The sequence below is a fragment of the Labrenzia sp. THAF82 genome, from assembly GCF_009363435.1.
Taxonomy (GTDB): domain Bacteria; phylum Pseudomonadota; class Alphaproteobacteria; order Rhizobiales; family Stappiaceae; genus Roseibium; species Roseibium porphyridii.
This window is the reverse complement of sequence record NZ_CP045354.1, coordinates 4846057-4865872: the sequence shown is the minus strand read 5'-3', so window position 1 is coordinate 4865872 and position 19816 is coordinate 4846057. Positions and strand designations below refer to the sequence as shown.

Annotated in this window: 13 protein-coding genes; all 13 read left to right on the top strand. The window is 56.3% G+C overall.

The genetic code is table 11. The features are described 5' to 3' along the window. Positions 1-296 precede the first annotated feature (296 nt). Positions 297-3698 (top strand): ATP-binding protein, encoded by a 3402-nt coding sequence (locus FIV00_RS22320; protein WP_152502820.1) that lies wholly within the window; start codon positions 297-299, stop codon positions 3696-3698. After that, positions 3685-4614: a DNA-binding response regulator gene (locus FIV00_RS22315; RefSeq protein ID WP_209006665.1), complete on the top strand. Its 930-nt coding sequence runs from the start codon at positions 3685-3687 to the stop codon at positions 4612-4614. Before FIV00_RS22320 ends, FIV00_RS22315 begins: the two co-directional genes overlap by 14 nt. A 235-nt stretch (positions 4615-4849) precedes the next feature. Then, a complete protein-coding gene (locus FIV00_RS22310; protein WP_152502819.1) occupies positions 4850-6103 on the top strand; it encodes an ABC transporter substrate-binding protein in 1254 nt (417 codons plus the stop codon). Between the two features lie 84 nt (positions 6104-6187). Then, positions 6188-7339 carry an iron-containing alcohol dehydrogenase gene (locus FIV00_RS22305; protein ID WP_152502818.1) on the top strand — a complete coding sequence of 384 codons (1152 nt, stop codon included), beginning with the start codon at positions 6188-6190 and terminating at the stop codon, positions 7337-7339. After that, complete coding sequence (locus tag FIV00_RS22300; protein WP_152502817.1) at positions 7339-8769, top strand: aldehyde dehydrogenase family protein; 1431 nt, start codon at positions 7339-7341, stop codon at positions 8767-8769. Before FIV00_RS22305 ends, FIV00_RS22300 begins: the two co-directional genes overlap by 1 nt. Before the next feature lie 144 nt (positions 8770-8913). Continuing rightward, positions 8914-9753: an AraC family transcriptional regulator gene (locus tag FIV00_RS22295; protein WP_152502816.1), complete on the top strand. Its 840-nt coding sequence runs from the start codon at positions 8914-8916 to the stop codon at positions 9751-9753. A gap of 206 nt (positions 9754-9959) precedes the next feature. Further along, positions 9960-10973: a branched-chain amino acid ABC transporter permease gene (locus FIV00_RS22290; protein ID WP_152502815.1), complete on the top strand. Its 1014-nt coding sequence runs from the start codon at positions 9960-9962 to the stop codon at positions 10971-10973. A gap of 3 nt (positions 10974-10976) precedes the next feature. Further along, positions 10977-12044, top strand: a complete 1068-nt coding sequence (locus tag FIV00_RS22285) for a branched-chain amino acid ABC transporter permease (protein ID WP_152502814.1) — start codon at positions 10977-10979, stop codon at positions 12042-12044. Continuing rightward, positions 12041-12856, top strand: coding sequence for an ABC transporter ATP-binding protein (locus FIV00_RS22280; protein ID WP_371419545.1), 816 nt, complete (start codon positions 12041-12043; stop codon positions 12854-12856). Before FIV00_RS22285 ends, FIV00_RS22280 begins: the two co-directional genes overlap by 4 nt. Beyond that, positions 12843-15014: an ABC transporter permease gene (locus FIV00_RS22275; RefSeq protein ID WP_209006664.1), complete on the top strand. Its 2172-nt coding sequence runs from the start codon at positions 12843-12845 to the stop codon at positions 15012-15014. Before FIV00_RS22280 ends, FIV00_RS22275 begins: the two co-directional genes overlap by 14 nt. Positions 15015-15016: 2 nt before the next feature. Continuing rightward, on the top strand, positions 15017-15844 hold the full coding sequence (locus FIV00_RS22270; RefSeq protein ID WP_371419544.1) for a phosphoenolpyruvate hydrolase family protein: 828 nt from the start codon (positions 15017-15019) through the stop codon (positions 15842-15844). Between the two features lie 21 nt (positions 15845-15865). Then, positions 15866-19354, top strand: coding sequence for a flotillin family protein (locus FIV00_RS22265; RefSeq protein WP_152502811.1), 3489 nt, complete (start codon positions 15866-15868; stop codon positions 19352-19354). After that, entirely contained in the window at positions 19355-19792 is a 438-nt protein-coding gene (locus FIV00_RS22260; protein ID WP_152502810.1) for an SRPBCC family protein, read from the top strand. Positions 19793-19816 lie beyond the last annotated feature (24 nt).

The window sequence follows — 19816 nt, the reverse complement described above, 5'->3', positions numbered from 1 at the left end:
TTACGTTTGTATGGGTCGAATTGTTTGGGGGGTAATACGTTGAGGTTTTTCATCTCTATTGATGATGAGAGAATATCAAGAGTGAATCTTAAATATAGTTTTGAATACAACTTTTAAGGTAAAAGTTATTTTCAAAATTTTTAGGCATGTATTTTGCTTTTGAGAAAGGTGAAGGGAAGATTTGTTGTTTCGTCAGCGCGCTCTGCCGTGAGATTGTGCGAAAGCAGCAGGTCAATTGATTGCATTGCACAAATACTAAGCGTGACTGACCAAAGCAGTTTCGCAAGGCGGGGTATATGGCAGGTCATCAGCGGGTCGTTCGCTTGCGTCGAACTTATAACCAGTGGGTCGCTAACCAGACCCTGGAAGACTACGCCCTGCGCTTTACCGCCAAAAGCGCACGCAGGTGGTCCCCGGTGTGGGTCGCCAATACCGCGCTCGGCGCGATTTCGTTCTTGGCACTGGAGGCGATCGGAGCTGCCATCACCTACAATTACGGCTTCACAAATGCCGTATCGGCAATCCTTTTGGTGGCATTGCTGATTTTCATTACAGGCTTGCCGATCTCCTACTACGCAGTGAAATACGGCGTAGACATCGACTTGCTGACGCGCGGGGCCGGTTTCGGTTACATCGGATCCACGGTTACCTCGCTCATCTATGCGAGTTTCACTTTCATCTTCTTCGCTCTGGAAGCGGCGATAATGGCAACGGCGCTTGAGCTGTTTCTCGGCATTCCGCTCAACATCGGCTATCTCGTCTGTTCGCTCGTTGTCATCCCGATGGTGATATACGGCATTACTTTGATTAGCCGTCTGCAAGTCTATACGCAGCCCGTGTGGATCGCCCTTCAATTGCTGCCATTCGTGTTTCTCGCCTGGCAAGGTGTTGCGCCGATTGAAGACTGGCAGAGTTTTTCAGGGCGCTTCGGGAATGAAGAGGGGCAGTTTGAACTTCTGCTCTTCGGCGCGGCCAGTGCGGTTCTATTTTCCTTGATTGCACAGATTGGGGAGCAGGTTGACTTCCTTCGATTTCTGCCACGTCAAAGGCGGGGACGACGCGGCAGCTGGTGGCTTGCATTGTTGGCTGCAGGGCCGGGATGGATCGTCGTTGGCGCTATAAAGTTGCTTATGGGCTCGTTCCTGGTCGTCGTTGCCCTGCAAAGTGGATTGGCGCCAGACAAGGCTGTCGAACCGACGCATATGTATCTTGTGGCTTTCAGCAAAGTCACAACGCCGGAAGTGGCCATCGCCCTGACCGGCGTCTTCGTCATCGTGTGTCAGATCAAGATCAATGTCACCAACTCCTACGCGGGCTCAATTGCCTGGTCCAACTTCTTTTCCCGCCTGACACACAGCCATCCTGGACGGGTCGTTTGGCTGGTATTCAACGTGGTAATCGCGTTAACGCTCATGGAGCTGGGTGTCTACAAGGCGCTGGAGCGCACACTCGGCCTTTATTCAATCGTCGCGGTCGCATGGATTGGAGCGATCTTCGCCGATCTGGTGATCAACAAGCCGTTGGGTCTGAGTCCTCCGCATATCGAATTCAAACGGGCACATCTCTACGATATCAATCCAGTCGGGCTCGGGTCGATGACCGTTGCAAGCGTGGCCGCATTTATCGCATATGCGGGCTTCTTCGGTCAGACAGCGCACGCCCTGGCAAGCTACATTGCGCTTTTCACCGCAATTCTCCTCGCTCCTCTCATTGCCTATCTGACAAAGGGCCGGTTTTACATTGCCCGGGAACCTGAAGATGTGGTGTCCGAAACAGGCGTAAAACAACATCGGATCCAGTGCTGTATTTGCGAGCATACGTTTGAACATGAGGACATGACCAATTGTCCGGTCTATGCAGGGCCAATCTGTTCTCTTTGTTGTTCCCTGGACGCGCGTTGTGAGGACGATTGCAAGGAAAATGCTCGGCTGGGTGATCAGATTTCAATGTTTCTGCATGCTTTGTTGCCGGCAAACGCTGCCAGCAGGCTCGGGTCGCGGGTTGGCAAATACCTTGGTGTGATGTTGATCGTCGTGGCGTCACTGGGCGGCATTCTCTCGCTTGTCTTTGTCGAAGCGAAGTCCGTCGACCAGGATGGCGTTGCAAGAGCGCTGACACAGGTCTTCTTTATTCTCCTCGTAATCTCGGGTGTCATGGCCTGGCTCTTTGTGCTTGTTCACGAAAGCCGGAAATTCGCCAATGAGGAGACCCGGCGTCAGACAAGTCTCCTGATGAAGGAAATCAGGGCGCACAAGCGCACGGATGCCAAGCTGGAAAAGGCAAAGGAAGCAGCTGAATCGGCCAATCAGGCAAAGAGCAGGTATGTGGTCGGGATCAGTCACGAGCTGAGGTCACCGCTCAACGCGATTGCCGGTTATGCTCAGCTGATGCGCAAGGATCCGACGATCCCGGCACATCGCCGCGACGCGGTCAAAGTGATCCAGCACTCAGCCGATCACCTCGCAGGACTGATCGAGGGGCTCCTCGACATCTCCAAGATCGAAGCCGGTCATCTGACAATTTATCGCGAGCGGTTCAACCTGCACGATTTCCTCAACCAGATTGTCGATATGTTCCGATTGCAGACCGATGCCAAGGCGTTGACGTTTTCCTTCAAGCCTGCAGACAATCTTCCTCTCTTCGTCTTCGGCGACGAAAAACGACTGCGGCAGGTGCTGATCAACCTACTTTCCAACGCAATCAAATGGACCGATCGGGGCAGCGTGAGCCTGATCGTCAACTATCACAGCCAGGTTGCAGAGTTTTCGATCGTTGATACCGGCATCGGTATCGCGGAGGAAAACCTTGGTCGGATCTTCAATCCCTTTGAGCGGGTGGAAGAAGAAGGGCAGGCAGGCGTACCAGGAACCGGCCTCGGCCTGACGATCACCAAGCTCTTGAGCGAAATCATGGGTGGTGACATTCAGGTTGAAAGCGAAGTTGGCAACGGCAGCACATTCAAGGTTCGCATGTTGTTGAGCGCAGCCGACGCACCGGCCAAGGTGGCAAGGGCCGAAATGCGGATCAATGGCTACGAAGGTCCGGTCCAGACGGTCATGGTGGTTGATGATGATGCCGCACAAAGAGCTCTCATCGAGGATTTTCTGAGCCCGCTCGGCTTCAAGGTATTGTCCGCTCCAGGCGGCCAGGCATGTCTGGAAATTGCGGAGGTTGAAAAACCGAACGCATTTCTCTTGGATATCAGCATGCCGGGCATGAACGGCTGGACCCTTGCCAGAACGTTGCGGGAGAGGGGGCATAGCGACGCGGTGATCATCATGATCTCCGCCAATGCGGACGAAAGCGGGCGCGAGCCGCTGCACCGGATCTTCCATGATGACTACCTGGTCAAGCCGGTGCGGCTGCAAGATCTTCAGGAAAAGCTGCAACAGGGACTTAAGATCGTTTGGCGGACCGTTCCGGCAGAGCCCCGCATACAACCGGGTTTCCCAAAATCGGTCTCAGAGCCGGTTTTCGAGCGGGGCAGATTGCCCTCGGTGGAAAGCTTGGAAATGCTGAAACAATTGAGTGGTCTTGGATATGTGCGCGGCATTCGCGCCAAGCTTGATGACATTGAAGCACACGAACCCCACGCCGCGGAGTTTGTGGTGCATATGCGTCGTCTCATCCGCGAATTCGATCTGACACAATATGACAAGGTACTTGAAAGGCTCGGACATGATCATGAGTGCTCCTAGTCCAAGCGAAACGGTGCTTGTGGTCGACGACGCGCCGGCATCGCTGGGAATGCTGACAGATGCATTGGAAGAGGCCGGCTATACCGTGCTGGTCGCTCAGGACGGGCGCAAGGCGCTCGACATTGCCTCGCGGGTGACGCCAACCGCAATCCTCATGGATGCGATCATGCCGGAACTTGACGGGTTCGAAACGAGCAAACGGATCAAACGACTGGATGCGCTCCGCGATGTTCCGGTCGTGTTCATGACGGGGTTGAGCCAGACGGAACACATTGTCAGGGGGTTGGAATCGGGAGGGGTCGACTACGTAACCAAACCGGTCGACCCGGAAGAGTTGATTGCCAGGCTCCGGGTCCACATCTCCAATGCTCGCAGTTCTCACAGCGCCCATGTGGCTCTGGATGCATCGGGCAGGTTCCTGATCTCCGTAGATCTTTCCGGCGCGATCTGCTGGGCGACACCGCAGGCCATGGTCTTGATCGACGGCGGCAGCCACCATGAGCCGGATTATGTCGGCCAGCTGCCCGCAGAAGCGGTAGAGTGGTTGCGCAGCTATCTCCTCAACGTCGGCAAAGCAGCGAACAATGACAGCAATGTCGTTGCCGACATGGCAGGCCTTTCGCTGCGCTTCAGCTATGCAGGGCAAATTAGTTCGGGCGAGCATCTGTTGAGGGTCGCCGAAATGGTTGACGGCAACCCGACCGACCTCCTGCGCAAATCCTTTGATCTGACCGAGCGCGAAGCAGAAGTGCTCGTGTGGATCGCACACGGAAAATCGAACAAGGAAATCGCGGCCATCTTGGAAATGAGCCCCAGGACAGTGAACAAGCACCTGGATCGGATCTTCGGAAAGCTGGGCGTCGAAAACCGAACCTCCGCCGCCGTCGTCTCGCTCAAGAAAATTCTGGAGCGTTGAAGAAAGCCATCAAGCTGATGCCTAAGCTAGACAAAATGGCGATCAGGCCTGTTTCAGGTGAAAAACACCGCAAAAACAGACTGAGCGTTATATGACGCTTACTCTCCGAGATAGGTCCCAATTCTTCCTTGACGCATGCTGACCGGGTTGCCGTAGACGCATCCTGAGCGGTGAAAATCTAAGGAAATTTCTCCGCCTGCGTCCAGAAGCGGCTGGAATTCGTTGGGAGGAACGGATGAAGAAGCAACTCCTGGCCGCGGTATCAGCGGCTGCATTTCTAACGACAGGTGCCGCCTATGCGGCAGACCCCTTGAAAGTCGGCGTTCTGGCCACCTTGGAAGGAACCTATACGGTTCTCGGAGAAGATGGTGTGCGCGGTCTCAGAACGGCGCTGGCCGTCCGAGGCGAGCAGGCAGGTGGTCGAGATCTAGAACTCATCATCCAGTCGACCGATGCGTCACCGGACAGTGCCGTACGCGGAGCTCGCAAACTGGTCGAGCAGGACAAGGTGGACATTGTCATAGGTCCGCTTTCTGGATCTGAGGGGATCGCGATCCGCGACTACTCGAAGACGCAACCACAGGTGACTTTCCTGAACGGGATTTCCGGAGCACAGGAAACGACTTATGTCACCCCGTCCGACAACTTCTTCCGTTTCAACACAGACGGCGCGCAATGGTCGGCCGGCCTCGGCGACTATGTGTTCAATGACAAGGGATGGGAAACGGTCGCCACGATCGGTGAAGACTATTCCTTCATCTACACACAGGTCTTCGGATTTGCACTTGAATACTGTCAGGCCGGTGGCGAAATCACCGATCGCTTCTGGGTGCCGCTTGGAACCAAGGACTTCGGATCGATCATTGCCTCGCTTCCCGATGATGTGGATGCAATCTATCTCGGTCTGGGTGGGGGCGATGCCGTCAACTTCCTGAACCAGTATCAGCAGGCTGGCGGCGACGCCAATCTGATCGGCGGATCCATCATGGTGGACGGCACAGTGCTGAACTCCAAGGGTGACGCCAAAAAGGCTCTGATCGGAACGCCGTCTTCAGGACCTCAGGCAGACACCTGGGACGACGAAGGCTGGCAGGCTTATGTGAAAGCCTATCAGGATGCGTTCCCGCCCGACAAACGCTTCCCGAGCCCGTCTCTGCTGGCAACCGGCTATTACAACGCCACGACAGCGGCCATGACTTGTCTTGATGAGGTTGGTGGTGATCTGTCCGATGGGCATGCCGCGTTCCGTGCCTGCCTGAGCAATCTTGAACTGGATGCTCCGAACGGCAAGATCAAGCTTGATGGAAACCGTCAGGCCATCGGTGCCAACTTCGTGTCGGAAGTAACCGAACTCGATGATGGATCACTGGTCACGAAACTGGTGAAAATCAAGGACAATGTCCCTCAGACACTCGGCATCGATCCCGAGGTCTTTGCAAAGATCGGCCTCCCGAGCCGCGACGTGCCTGAGTGTAAGACTTCTTACTGACGGCGACTGCACCGGGCAGAAGTTCCTGCCCGGTGCCGATTTATCTAATCGCGCTCCAGTGCAGCGTATCCTCGAGATCAGGCCATGACGCTCATCACATACGTCACGCGAGTTCATTTCGCCGACGGCGTTTTGGAAGAAGCGCTTTGGTCCGAAATTGAAGTCAATCGCAAAAAGCGTCCCCTGATCATCACGGACGAACCGCATCTGAACAGCGAGCTTTTTGAGCGCTTGCTTGCCGGTTTGCCAGTGCGCACTTCCCTTGAAGTTTTTAGCGATATTCCCGACATTCCGAACGAAACAGCGGCCAAGGAAATTGCGACGGTGTTCCGCCAGACTGAGCGCGACCTGTTGATCGCATTTGGCCGCAATACGGCGATTGACCTGGCCAAGATTGCAAGAATTTCAATCGCCCATACCGAGCCTCTGGAAACCTTTTCCTATGCCAGCGGCGGATCGAGGCGGATCGGCACAAACCTGCCTGATCTTTATGCGGTGCCTAGCATTCAAGGGTTTGGTGCAGCCGTGAGCGCACATGCACCGGTTATACTGACAAGCGGCGAACGCACCCGTCTGATGTGCAAGAAACTGGTGCCGACCATGACGATCTGCGATCCGACGCTGACCTTGGGTGCAGGTCGGATTGAGAGTGCCAGTGCCGGGGCTGATGCCATGGGCCGGTGCATTGAGGCGTATCTCTCTCCCGGGTTCAACCCGCCCGCTGACGGCATAGCTCTCGACGGCCTCGGCCGTGTTGTCAGCAACCTTCATAAGGTTCTGGACGAGGACACTGTTCAGGCCCGCAGAGAATTGATGGCTGCCAGTCTGAATGGCGCGTTGGCACTTCAAAAAGGCCTCGGAACGATCCATGCGATTGGATGCGCCCTGGAAACGGTGGCCGGCAGACGACTGGATCCCGGTGCTCTCAGCAGGTTGCTCCTGCCGGCGGTTCTTCAGTTCAACGCAGATGCCGCACAGGAAAAATACATCACGCTGAAGCAGGTTCTCAAATCGGGAGAAGATAGGTCGCCTGCACGCTGCGTTGCTGATTTTCTTTATACGCTGCCACTGCCGGAAAGCCTTGCCGAGATGGGTATCAACGAGGAAGAAATCAGGATTGCGGCCGATCTTGCCGCATCGGATCTGGCAGCGGTTCAAAGCCCGAGAGCGCTCAGCAGCCCGAGCCTGTTTTCGATCATGAAGTCGGCTCTATCGAATGAAATTCAGGTGAATTGATGATGCCTCTCTTGATTGACGGCGCTTGGGTCACGACAGCGCATGCGGAGGAAAACCGCAATCCGTCAAATACGAATGACGTGATCGATCTTTATGCCCATGCGGGCAGGGCCGAGACGCAGGCCGCGATAGAGGCGGCAGCCCGCGCCGTTCCGGCCTGGGCGTCCACCACCCCGCAATTCAGGTTCGACATCCTGAACCGTGTGGCAGACCAAGTGATCGGACGGAAAACTGAAATCGGGACGCTTCTGTCGCGTGAGGAAGGCAAGACACTGCGCGAAGGGATCGCGGAAACCGAACGGGCTGCCAATATCTTTCGTTTTTTCGCCGGCGAATGCCTTCGGCAAGCCGGCGAACTTCTTCCGTCCGTCCGCCCCGGTGTGTCGGTTGAAGTCACGCGTGAGCCACTTGGTGTTATCGGGATCATCACGCCCTGGAATTTCCCGATGGCGATACCATCCTGGAAGATTGCCCCGGCGCTTTGCTATGGCAACACCGTGGTCTTCAAGCCAGCTGAACTTGTCCCAGGATGTGCATGGGTGCTGGCTGACATCCTTCAAAGTGCTGGAGTTCCAAAGGGTGTTTTCAACCTGGTCACCGGGCAGGGATCAGTTGTTGGAAATACGATCCTCGAAGCTGAAAATGTTGAAGCCGTCACCTTTACCGGTTCTCAGGGCGTGGGCTCTCACGTCGCGCAGGCTTGCATCAGGCATATGCGCAAGCTGCAGTTGGAAATGGGTGGGAAAAACCCCCTTGTCGTGCTTGACGATGCCGATCTGGATCTGGCGGTCGACTGTGCTGTCGATGGAGCCTTCTATTCAACGGGCCAAAGATGCACGGCCTCTTCCCGGCTCATCGTGACGGAGGGCATCTATGGAAGGTTCATCGAAAAGCTGACCGAAAGATGCCGGGCACTAAAAGTTGGCGATGCATTGGACGCTGAAACCGATATCGGGCCGGTGGCCAGCGCTGCGCAACTGGAAACAGACCTCAAATACATCGAGATCGCGCGCGCTCAAGGAGGCAACCTGCGTGCTGGAGGCGATCTCGTCAAAGGTTCGAACGAGGGCTATTTTCTGCGGCCCGCGCTTTTTACCGATACCACCAATGACATGCGCATCAATCGTGAAGAGGTGTTCGGGCCGGTTGCTTCCGTCATCCGCGTTCGCGATTTTGAAGAAGCGTTGGCTACAGCCAACGATACAGAGTTCGGACTTTGCTCGGGCATAATGACAACGAGCCTCAGATATGCATCCCAATTCAGGAAAGAATCCCGTGCCGGGGTAGTGATGGTCAATCTGCCGACAGCGGGTGTGGACTACCATGTTCCCTTTGGCGGAAGGAAGTCATCGAGCTATGGCCCGAGGGAACAGGGACGTTATGCAGCCGAATTTTTCAGTACAGTAAAAACAAGTTACATCCGTGCCTGATCGCTGCATTGCAGCATTATTTGTAGTCTTTTTCCATAACTCTAAGTCTCTTTGTGAGTCATTTCGTATTGCCAATATCGATTTTTACGGAGGATACTTAAAAGAAAACGTTTACATCGATAAACGTGCAAGTCATCGGGAGGAATGATGATGAGCGAGGCGATCTCCGTTCACCACGGTGAGTTCGGTCGGGCAGCGCTTTATAAGCTGGACAAGCCGATCGTGACGCACGCACATCGAGAAGGTCATTTGATCTTCTATTTGAGCGGTGCCGAAGCAAAGGTCAGCGTATCGGGAAAGTGGGTGCCGGCCGACAAACACACAGGCGTGGCCGTCAGTCCCTGGGAACAGCACAGCTTCCATTTGAAAAATGCATCGACTGCAGAAGCATGTCTGTGCCTCGTGCTCTACATCAAACCAATCTGGTTTCTGGAAAACAGCCAGTCTGCGGAGTTCGCGCTGAACTTCGGAAGATCTCATGTCTCCATGACGCCGGATGTCATGAATTGGGTGAAGCGGCTGACGTCGCTGCTGCTGGATGGCGGCAATGATCATCTGTTTGATGGATATCTCTACCGCACAACGCTTCAGTGTTTCGAGCAATCCTGGCGCAATGCCGATCGCAGTTCGGTGCTGGAAGACAGCAAGCGGCGTTTTACCGATTATCGCGTCCGTCGTTCTCTGCGTCTCATGCAGGAGAATTACACTGAAGAAGTTGAGGTGGAGTGGCTTGCCCGTGAAGTCGGACTGTCGCGTCCGCATTTCTTCAAGCTTTTCAAGAAGCAAATGGGCATCACACCCAATCTCTATTTGAACACGCTAAGGGCGGAGCAGGCGATTTCGGATCTGATGACGACCGACAAGTCGGTCACAGAAATCAGTTATGATCTCGGCTTTTCCTCGCAGGCAAGCTTCACGCGGTTCTTCTCTTCCAATGTCGGCATTCCGCCAAGCGACTATCGCAGGGTTGCTCATGTCGAATAGCGCCTGACCGCCAATCTGCATCGGCATCAATAATGCCGATGTTGGGCCATCCGAGAAGACTATCGGGTACGCCGAATTCCGAAACTAAGCCGTAGCCTTTCTTCAAGAGCGGAAGACTTTGTCGTCAACAGCGCTTTGGGAGGGTGTCGCATTATGCGGCAATTCGAATACAGCACCGGGACCTATCTCTTGTGCGAGGTCCGCACATGAGGGCCTTCGCATCACGGCATCCTGGATGGACGATTGTCATCCTGCTGGCGGTCGCAGTCCTGATCTGGCTGATTTTTGCGATCTGGCCGAAGGGGCTGGTCGATGTGATTGGCCGCAAGAAAGTGTTTCTCAACGCCTTGTTCAACGGCATCACACTCGGTGGACTGTATTTTCTGGTCGCCAGCGGGTTCACGCTCATTTTCGGCCTCATGCGCAACGTCAATCTCGCGCATGGATCCCTTTACCTGCTCGGCGGATATATCGGCTACTTCGTTGCGTCTTCCACAGGGTACTGGTTGCTGGCCTTTCCTGTCGCGTTTGTGCTCGTGGCGGCCGTCGGTGTCCTCATGCAGATTTTCATCTTCCGCCGCATGGAAGGACAAGATCTCAGGCAGACACTCGTCACCATCGGAATTTCGATCGTCATGGCAGATCTCATGCTTTGGGGCGTGGGTGGAGATTTTTACAACATCACGCCACCAAGCTGGTTGAGCGGTCCGATGGAAACGCTTCTGGTGACAGGTGTGAAACGCTCTTCCGGCGATCTCATCTACCTGAAGTACCCCGTTGTCCGTGTGGTCATCTTCCTGGCCTCCGTCGTCATTGGAATTGCCATGTGGCTGATCTTGAACCGGACGCAGATCGGAATGATGATCCGTGCCGGCGTCGATGACCGGGACATGCTGTCGGCGACAGGTGCACGCATTCAACTTGTCTTTGTCGGTGTCTTCGCCTTTGGCGCAGGTCTTGCGGGTATCGCAGGTGTTGTCGGCGGCACGTTTCAATCCGTGGCACCGGGCGAAGACATTCGCTTTCTGCTGGCCTCGCTTGTGGTCGTGATTGTCGGCGGTATGGGGTCGATCACCGGTGCCGCGCTCGGCGCATTGCTGATCGGTCTGGCCGAGCAGTTCGGCTCTGTCTATTTCCCGACTTATGCGGTTGTTCTGACATTTCTGATCATGGTGCTGGTGCTTGCTTTCCGCCCGCAGGGCCTCATGGGGAGGTCTTGATCGATGGCGCTGGCGGAAACCAATTCCACATCCAGAACGCATAATGCACAGGACAGGGTCTGGTTCGAGCGGATCCCGGCAAGCTATTGGGTTGTCGGCATCGTCCTCTTGATCATGCCCGCGTTTGCAAGCGACTTCGCACTTTATCAGGTCTTCGGCTGGACCTTCATCCTTGGCATGATTTCGCTCAGCCTGATGTTCCTGGGCGGTTATGGCGGCATGGTTAGTCTGGTTCAGATGTCCATTGCCGGCCTTGCCGGTTACATGGTGGCTATTTTCGGTGACAGCGCGATCACCGATATCAGTATGGGTTGGCCCTGGTATGTCGCGATCCCGTTGGCGCTGATCGTGGCCATGCTTTTCGGCACGATTGTTGGCTCTCTCGCAGTGCGGACCGAGGGCATCTATACCATCATGATTACGCTCGCAGTGGCTGCGGCGTTCTTCTATTTCACGCGCCAGAATTACGTCGTGTTCAACGGGTTTTCCGGCTTCAACGGCGTTTTGCCGCCCGATCTCTTCGGTGTCGACTGGCGGCAAAGCAAACCGTTCTACTACTTGACCTTGTTCTGGGCGGCCGTTGCCTATTTTTCGGTGCTTTATATCTCCCGGGCTCCATTCGGGCTCGCACTCCAAGGGGTGCGCGACAATCCGCGACGGATGGCGGCGTTGGGGTACAGCGTCAACGCACACCGGATTGCAGCCTACGCATTTGCTGCACTGATCGCTGGGACGGGAGGCATTCTACTCACCTGGCAGTCCGCGCAGATTTCGCCGGGTACCGCGGGCATCGGACCAGCAATCGATATTCTCGTGATTGCTGTCATCGGCGGTATGAGCCGGCCGATCGGCCCCTTTATCGGAGCGTTCATCTATGTCCTTCTGAAGACATTTGCCATTGATGTCCTGCTGTCAGTCGGATTGAGCGGAGAACGTTTTCAGCTGCTCATCGGTCTCGGTTTCCTGGCAATTGTCTTCTTTTCGCCGGACGGTCTTCTCGGGCTCTGGGATCGTTGGCAGGACTACCGCAAGCGCGACCCGCTCCTTGATCGAGGGGAGGACATGCGTTGACCCTGCTTGATCGTGCCAGTTCCTCAGTTTCCGATCGCTTGAGCGCAACCGGGACAGCCAATGCGCTGGAACTTCGCAACGTCAGCAAGATGTTTGGCGCGCTGGCAGCGCTCTCAGATATCGACATGACGGTCAAGCCCGGTGAGAGGCGTGCGGTGCTTGGGTCCAACGGTGCCGGCAAGACAACGCTGTTCAATTGCATCACGGGCGACTTCGCCCCGACCACGGGATCTATCCGGTTTTTCGGCGAGGAAGTCGCAGCGTTTCCGGCTCAGGAACGCATTCGGCGTGGTTTGCGCAGAACCTATCAGATATCCCTGCTGTTCACCGGCTTGAGCGTTCTGGACAACGTCTATCTGGCGTGCTGCGGTGTCTCGCGCGGTCGGTTTTCTTTCGTCCGGCCTGGACGGGATGACGCGTTGATGGCCAGCGCGGAAAACCTTGTTCAGGTGGTGCACCTGGATGAGTTGCGCGACACCAAGGTGGCAGACCTTTCCTATGGTCAGCAGCGGCAGCTGGAAATTGCCATGGCGCTGTCCGGCGCACCGCGTTTCATTCTGTTTGATGAACCTGCCGCGGGATTGTCACCCACTGAACGGCGCGAACTGATCGAGATACTCACCGGTCTTCCCAGCCACATGGGGTTCATCATCATCGAGCACGACATGGATGTCGCCCTGCGCGTCGCGGAGTCCGTCACGATGATGCACAACGGACGGATCTTCAAGGAAGGCAAACCGGCTGAAATTGAAGACGACGAAGAGGTGCAGGCTCTCTATCTCGGCGGCGAGGAGGGGCTTGGACATGGCTGACCGCTCCGCACCCGCGCTCGAAATCAGAGACCTGAATGTCTACTACGGTCACTCACATGCCCTGCAGGGTGTCGACCTGACACTTGACCACGGTGTGTTGTCCGTCGTTGGACGAAACGGCATGGGCAAGACCACAACCTGCAAGGCGATCATGGGGCTTGTGCCGGTAGCTGCTGGCACAATCAGCCTGGCAGGCCGAAATCTTGCGGGATTGGGCCCGGCGGAAATTGCCCGCCTGGGTGTTGGATATGTTCCGCAAGGTCGCCGTTTGTGGCGTTCGCTGACTGTTGACGAACACCTGAAACTGGTGGCTCGCAGAGGAGGCGACTGGACCCCAGAACGCGTTTACTCCGTCTTTCCGAGGTTGGCCGAACGTCGATCAAACGGGGGCGCGCAGCTTTCCGGCGGTGAGCAGCAAATGCTGGCAATCGGACGGGCACTGCTTCTAAACCCCAAGCTCCTCGTGATGGACGAGCCGACCGAAGGTCTGGCGCCTGTCATCGTCAATCAGGTTGCCGAGATGCTTGTGCGGCTCGGGCAGGAAGGCGACATCGACGTTCTGGTGATTGAACAGAACATCGGGGTCGCCTGTGCAGTTGCCGATCAGGTTGCCATTATGGTCAACGGCAAGATCAACCGGATCATGCCGTCAGCTCAACTGGCCGCAGATCGGGACCTTCAGCAGGCGCTTCTTGGTGTTGGCCGTCACGCTCACGACGAGACCCCGGCGCCTGCAAGGGTCTCGGAGTCAGCGACAGGAACCCCCAGCGTTCCTTCGGTAGCCAGGATTTATGTTTCCAACCCGAAGATCCCCACACGCTGGTCGAAGCCGGTTCCGGTCAGAGTGATTGAAAGTTCGGCGCGAACAAGCACCGCCGCCGCGGTTCCCTCTGCATCTGTGACGCCCCTGTCTGCGCAAAGAGCGAGGGCTGGGGCAACTGTCTATGTGGCAGGAACGCTGGATACCAAGGGTGAAGAGCTTCGCTACATGCGCGATGTCTTGAAAGCAGAAAGCCTGTCCGTTCAGTTGATTGATCTTTCAACGAGCGGCAAGCCTTCGGGCGCGGAAGTACCTCCCCACGCGGTCGCTGCATTTCACCCGCGCGGGGCGAGCGGTGTTTTCACCGGAGATCGTGGTTCTGCAGTCGCTGCGATGACACTTGCATTTGAGCGCTGGATGGAAGCCCAGTCAGGCGTTGCGGGGATCATCTCCGCCGGCGGATCCGGAGGAACGGCTTTGGTCACCCCGGCCATGCGCACGCTGCCGGTTGGCGTTCCCAAGATCATGATTTCAACGGTCGCAAGCGGAAATGTCGAGCAATATGTCGGCCCGTCGGACATCATGATGCTGCATTCGGTTGCCGATGTTCAGGGGCTGAACTCAATCACGCGCGAAGTGCTTGGCAATGGTGCCGGTGCGCTCGCAGGAGCTGTCAGGGCACGCTCGAAACGCAAACCTGTTCTGGATGCCAAGCCTGCTGTCGGCCTGACCATGTTCGGCGTTACGACACCTTGCGTGCAACAGGTCACCGCGGCCTTGGAAAATGACTTCGACTGCCTGGTCTTTCATGCCACAGGCGTGGGCGGCCGCTCCATGGAAAAACTCATGGACAGCGGCATGCTGGCTGCCATTGTCGATCTTACGACAACGGAAATCTGTGACATGGTCGCTGGCGGTGTCTTTGCCGCCAACGAAGACCGTTTCGGCGCTTCGATCCGCGCCGGGCTGCCATACATCGGCTCGTGCGGCGCACTGGACATGGTGAATTTCAATGCGCCAGACACAGTGCCGGAAAGATATCGCGGACGCATTTTCTATGAGCACAATCCGCAAATCACCTTGATGCGAACAACGGTTGAGGAAAACGTCGAGATGGGACGCTGGATTGGCCAGCGCCTCAACGAGATGACAGCGCCTGTGCGGTTTTTCCTGCCTGAAGGCGGTGTGTCCCTGCTTGATGCACCAGGCATGGCCTTCCATGACCCAGCCGCTGACGAAGCACTGTTCAAATCCCTTGAAGACACTGTGCGCCAGACGAGCGAGCGCAGGTTGATCAGGGTACCTCACAACATCAACGACCCCGAATTCGCCGATCTGATCGTCACGGCGTTCCGGGGCTTTCATTCCAGCCGGCGCAGCCGAGCAGCAGGAGACTGAGCATGTTTGATCGCAGGGAACTTGTTTCCAGGTACCGCGGCATGATCGCCAGGGGCGAGCCAATCATCGGCGGTGGCGCAGGCACCGGACTGTCAGCCAAGGGCGAGGAAGCAGGCGGCATTGACCTGATCGTTATCTACAATTCCGGCCGGTACAGGATGGCGGGGCGGGGCAGTCTTGCCGGGCTTATGCCTTATGGCGACGCCAATTCAGTGGTGATGGAAATGGCGGGTGAGGTTCTGCCGGTGGTGCGTAACACACCGGTCCTTGCAGGCGTCTGCGCTTCGGATCCTTTCAGGCTCATGGACAGGTTTCTGGACGAAGTGAAAATGGCTGGTTTCTCTGGTGTTCAGAACTTTCCGACGGTTGGCCTTATCGACGGAAACTTCCGGGCAAATCTGGAAGAAACCGGCATGTCCTATCAGCTTGAAGTGGACATGATCCGGATGGCTCATGAAAAGGACCTTCTGACCACGCCTTATGTCTTTTCAACCAAGGACGCGGCCGCAATGGCTGCTGCGGGAGCGGATATCATCGTCTGTCACCTTGGGCTGACGACCGGTGGCAGCATCGGTGCTGAAACATCCCTGAAACTGACGGACTGTCCGCAGATCGTCGATGAATGGTCCGAAGCAGCTCTTGAGGTCAATCCGGATGCCATTGTTCTTGTCCATGGCGGCCCGGTCGCCATGCCGGACGACGCGGAATTCGTTCTGAAGAATACGCGCAACTGTCACGGGTTTTACGGTGCGTCTTCTATGGAACGCCTGCCGACCGAAATCGCTCTTGTCGAACAAACCAAAAAATTCAAGGAAATCCGCGGCTCTTGAGCTGTGGAGGGAGGATCGAAAATGGCTGGTCAGCTCATCGGACAACTGGTGCTGTGGCTCATTCTCGCGGTCATTGTGGTCTTCATCCTCTACTGGGTGATGCATTGGCTCTATCGACGTTCGACCAAGGAAGTTGCCTTCGTTCGGACCGGTTTCAGGGGAGAAAAGGTCGTGATCGACGGGGGCGCATTCGTCTGGCCGATCATTCACGACATTACACCGGTCAACATGAATTCGCTTCAGATGGCGCTGACCCGTGAAAAGGAAGACGCCCTGATCACCAAAGACCGTCTGAGGGTCGATGTCGATGCGGAGTTCTATGTGCGTGTCGGTCAGACAAAGACGGCCGTCAGCCTGGCTGCGTCCACATTGGGTCGCCGGACACTGGAGCCTGAACGCATCCACTCGCTGCTTTCGGGCAAATTCATATCCGCACTGCGCACCGTTGCGTCCGAGATGACCATGGAGGAACTGCATGAGAACCGGCACGTCTATGTCGACAGAGTTCTTGAGGCGGCCCAGGTCGGCCTCGACAAGAACGGCCTGGAGCTGGAAAGCGTTGCTATCACAGACATCGACCAGACCGGCATTGAGTACTTCAACCCATCGAACAGGTTCGACGCTGAAGGCCTGACGACAGTCATCAGGGATATCGAGGACAGAAGAAAACTGCGCAACGACATCGAGCAGGATTCGATGATCCGAATTCGCACCCGAAACCTGGAAGCGGAAAAGCAAGTTCTCGACATCGAACGCGAAAGCGAGAAAGCGCGTCTGGAACAGGAGCGGGAGATTGAGTTCAAGCGTGCGCAGCAGCACACCGATCTGGTGCGCGAGCGGTCCGAGCGTGAAAAAGAAGCCGAGCAGGCTTCACTGTTGAGCCGCGAGGCCATCGAAACGGCGCGGATCGAAAACGAAAGGCTCATTTCCGAGGCGCGCATCGCATCGGAACGCGAAGTCAGGCAGAAGGAGATCGAGCGTCAGCGTGTGATCGACGAAGCCGAAATAGTAACCCGCGAAGCCGTCGAAAAAGCAAGGATCGGTCAGGAAAAGAACCTGACCGAAGAGCGCATTCGTACGCAGCAGACAACGGAAGCAGCCGACATTGCGGCAAAGGAAGCCGTTGAAAAGGCGCGTATTGCCCAGGAACGCACCCTGACCGAAGCCCGGATCGCCAAGGACCGTGAAACCGAAGCGTTGGAAATCGAGCGCCGCAAAACAATTGAGGAAACCGATATTGCCGCGCGTGAGCTCGTGGAAAAGGCAAAGATTGCTCAGGAAGAAGCGGTAACGGAAGCGCGCATCGCCTTTGAGCGTGTCACGCGTGAAAAGGAAATCGAACGAAATCTGGCAATTGAGCAGGCGGAAATCGCGTCGCGCGAAGCCGCGGAAAAACTGCGCGTTGCTCAAGAGCAGACTGTCAACGCTTCAAGGATCGAGGCGGATCGCGAAACACGACGCCTTGAAATCGAACGGCAAAAGGCCCTCGAAGAAGCCGAGATCGCAAGTCAAAAGGCAACCGAGGCCGCTCGTATCGCACGGGAGAAGTCTCTTTCAGCGGAGCGTATCGCATCTGAACAGGCCACACGAGCACTCCAGATCGAACAGCAGCGTGAAATCGAAATTGCGCAGATTGCTGCTCGCGAAGAAACCAACAAGACGCGGATTGCCCAGGAAGAGCGGATCAGAAATCTCGAAATCGCCTCCAACAAGGCGATAGACGAGGCAGAGATCACGGCCCGTGAAGCCGTCGAGAAGGCACGGATTGCGCAGGACAAGCAGCTCTCCTTTGAGCGGATCGCGGCGCAAGAGGCAACGGACGGCCGCGACGTAGAACGTCAGGCAGCGCTGGATGCCGCCAATATTGCCGCCAAGGAGGCGACAGAAGCCAAGCGCATAGCACAGGAAAAAGTCATCGCCGCTGAACGGATCGGGTTCGAGCAGGAAACACGTGCACTTGAAATCGCCCGCAACAAGGCTGTTGAAGAGGCGGAGATCGCCGCACGTGAAGCTGTTGACGCCACGCGCATCGCTCAGGAAGCCAAGATCGCCTTGCAGCGTATCGAAAGCGAGGAAGCCACCAGAGAACGGGATGTCGCCAGAGCGAAGGCCGTTGAAGCGGCAGAGATTGCGAAGGCCGAAGCGACCGAGGCAGCCCGTATTGCCAAAGAGAAAAAGGTTGCCGCGGAACGTATTGCCTACGAACAAGATCTGAGAGAACGCGAAATCGCGCGCAACCGTGCCGTCGATGTTGCCAATATTTCTGCGCAGGAACTGGTCGAAGCGGCTCGCATTGCGCAGGAAAACAAGTTGCGCACAGCGGAAATCTCCAAAGACGCCGAAGTCAGAAAGCGGGAGATCGAACGCACCGAGGCAATCGAGACTGCGGAAGTTGCCTCACGCAGATCCGTCGAACAGCTTCGGATTGCCAAGGAACAGGAAACGACGGCGGAGAAGATCGCCCGCGACGAGAAGATCCGGGCTCTGGAGATCGCCCGCAACCAAGCAATCGACGAAGCCCAGGTTGCCGCAGATCAGGCGATCGAGGCCGCAAGGGTGGCCAAGGAGAAATCCGTCGACGCCGAGCGTATTCTTGCCGAGCAGGAACTCGACGCGAAGAAGCTGGAACGCAAGAAAGTGCTCGAGCAGCTTGAGATCTCGCGCGTTCAGGCATTGCGCGAAGCCGAAATCTCCAGTCAGGAAGAAATCGAGCGGGCTCAGATCGCATCCGAGCGTGGTCTCGATGATGCCAGGATCGGTCATCAGACAGAGCGCAGACGCCTTGAGATCGCGCGTGAGAAGGCCGTCGAAAGTGCCCAGATGGACAAGGCCATCGAGCTCTACAAGAAATCGCTTGATGAAAGCGCAGCCGCTGTAGAGGCCGAGGCCGCCAAGGCTCGGGCAACCGAAGCTGCAGAAAAGGTCAAGACTGCGCAGGAAACCGAAGTCGCGACACGTCGCAAGTCGGTCGATGTGGTTCTTGCGGAAAAGGAAGCAGAAGAAAAGCGTATTGCTGCCGATGCAGAACGGGTTCGCAAGGCTGTGGAGGCCGAGGCCCAAAAACTCATCAACGAGGCCGAAAACGTTCTCACCGATGCAGCGCGACACTCGCTCTTCAAGCGCAAGATGTTGGAGCATGTGGAAGGAATTGTCTCAGCATCCGTGAAGCCGCTTGAGAAAATCAATGACATCAAGATCATGCAGCTGGGCGGGAGCGGAACATCCGGCCTTGGATGGGCGGATGGAAATGGAGCAGGCACCGTCACCGGCGGTGGTGGTGGCGGAGGTGGAAGTCCCACAGACGAGGTCATCAACTCAGCTCTCCGGTATCGGGTGCAAGCGCCGATGGTGGACAGTCTGCTCAGCGACATCGGGATCGATGGGTCCAATCTCGCCAAATCGGATGTGATGAGAACCGCCAACGATATGACCCGAGCCGCCAATGAAATGAAGCGGCTGAAGGCTGATGACAAACCCAAGGGCCAGAGCACCTCCAAGGAGGGCAAATAAATGGCACGGGTTTACACCTCATCCGTGATTGATGCCCCGGCGGCCAAGGTCTGGGAACGTATCCGGGACTTCAACGGATTGCCGAAATGGCATCCGCGGATACGCGAAAGCCGCATTGAAGAAGCGCTGCCGGCCGACAAGATCGGTTGCATCAGGAACTTCAATCTTCAGAACGGCGACAACATTCGCGAACAGCTGCTCGGTCTCTCCGACTACGACCTTTTCTACAGTTATTCGATGCTCGAGGGGCCCATGCCGTTGAGCGACTACATCGCGACCTTGCGCCTGACGCCGGTCACGGAGGGCGACCGGACATTCATTGAATGGTCGGCGGAGTTTTCCTGCGAACCGGACGTGGAAGACGAGTTGGTCACCGGTATCGGCACCAACGTCTTTCAGGGCGGTTTCGAAGCCTTGAAGAGACATTTCGGAGCCTGAGTTGCCGATTTGATCGTCAAAATG

What these genes read in the sequence shown, in the direction of transcription:
- FIV00_RS22320 (WP_152502820.1), top strand. Translation starts at nt 297, where the DNA reads ATGGCAGGTCATCAGCGGGTCGTTCGCTTGCGTCGAACTTATAACCAG.
- FIV00_RS22315 (WP_209006665.1), top strand. Translation starts at nt 3,685, where the DNA reads ATGAGTGCTCCTAGTCCAAGCGAAACGGTGCTTGTGGTCGACGACGCG.
- FIV00_RS22310 (WP_152502819.1), top strand. Translation starts at nt 4,850, where the DNA reads ATGAAGAAGCAACTCCTGGCCGCGGTATCAGCGGCTGCATTTCTAACG.
- FIV00_RS22305 (WP_152502818.1), top strand. Translation starts at nt 6,188, where the DNA reads ATGACGCTCATCACATACGTCACGCGAGTTCATTTCGCCGACGGCGTT.
- FIV00_RS22300 (WP_152502817.1), top strand. Translation starts at nt 7,339, where the DNA reads ATGATGCCTCTCTTGATTGACGGCGCTTGGGTCACGACAGCGCATGCG.
- FIV00_RS22295 (WP_152502816.1), top strand. Translation starts at nt 8,914, where the DNA reads ATGATGATGAGCGAGGCGATCTCCGTTCACCACGGTGAGTTCGGTCGG.
- FIV00_RS22290 (WP_152502815.1), top strand. Translation starts at nt 9,960, where the DNA reads ATGAGGGCCTTCGCATCACGGCATCCTGGATGGACGATTGTCATCCTG.
- FIV00_RS22285 (WP_152502814.1), top strand. Translation starts at nt 10,977, where the DNA reads ATGGCGCTGGCGGAAACCAATTCCACATCCAGAACGCATAATGCACAG.
- FIV00_RS22270 (WP_371419544.1), top strand. Translation starts at nt 15,017, where the DNA reads ATGTTTGATCGCAGGGAACTTGTTTCCAGGTACCGCGGCATGATCGCC.
- FIV00_RS22265 (WP_152502811.1), top strand. Translation starts at nt 15,866, where the DNA reads ATGGCTGGTCAGCTCATCGGACAACTGGTGCTGTGGCTCATTCTCGCG.
- FIV00_RS22260 (WP_152502810.1), top strand. Translation starts at nt 19,355, where the DNA reads ATGGCACGGGTTTACACCTCATCCGTGATTGATGCCCCGGCGGCCAAG.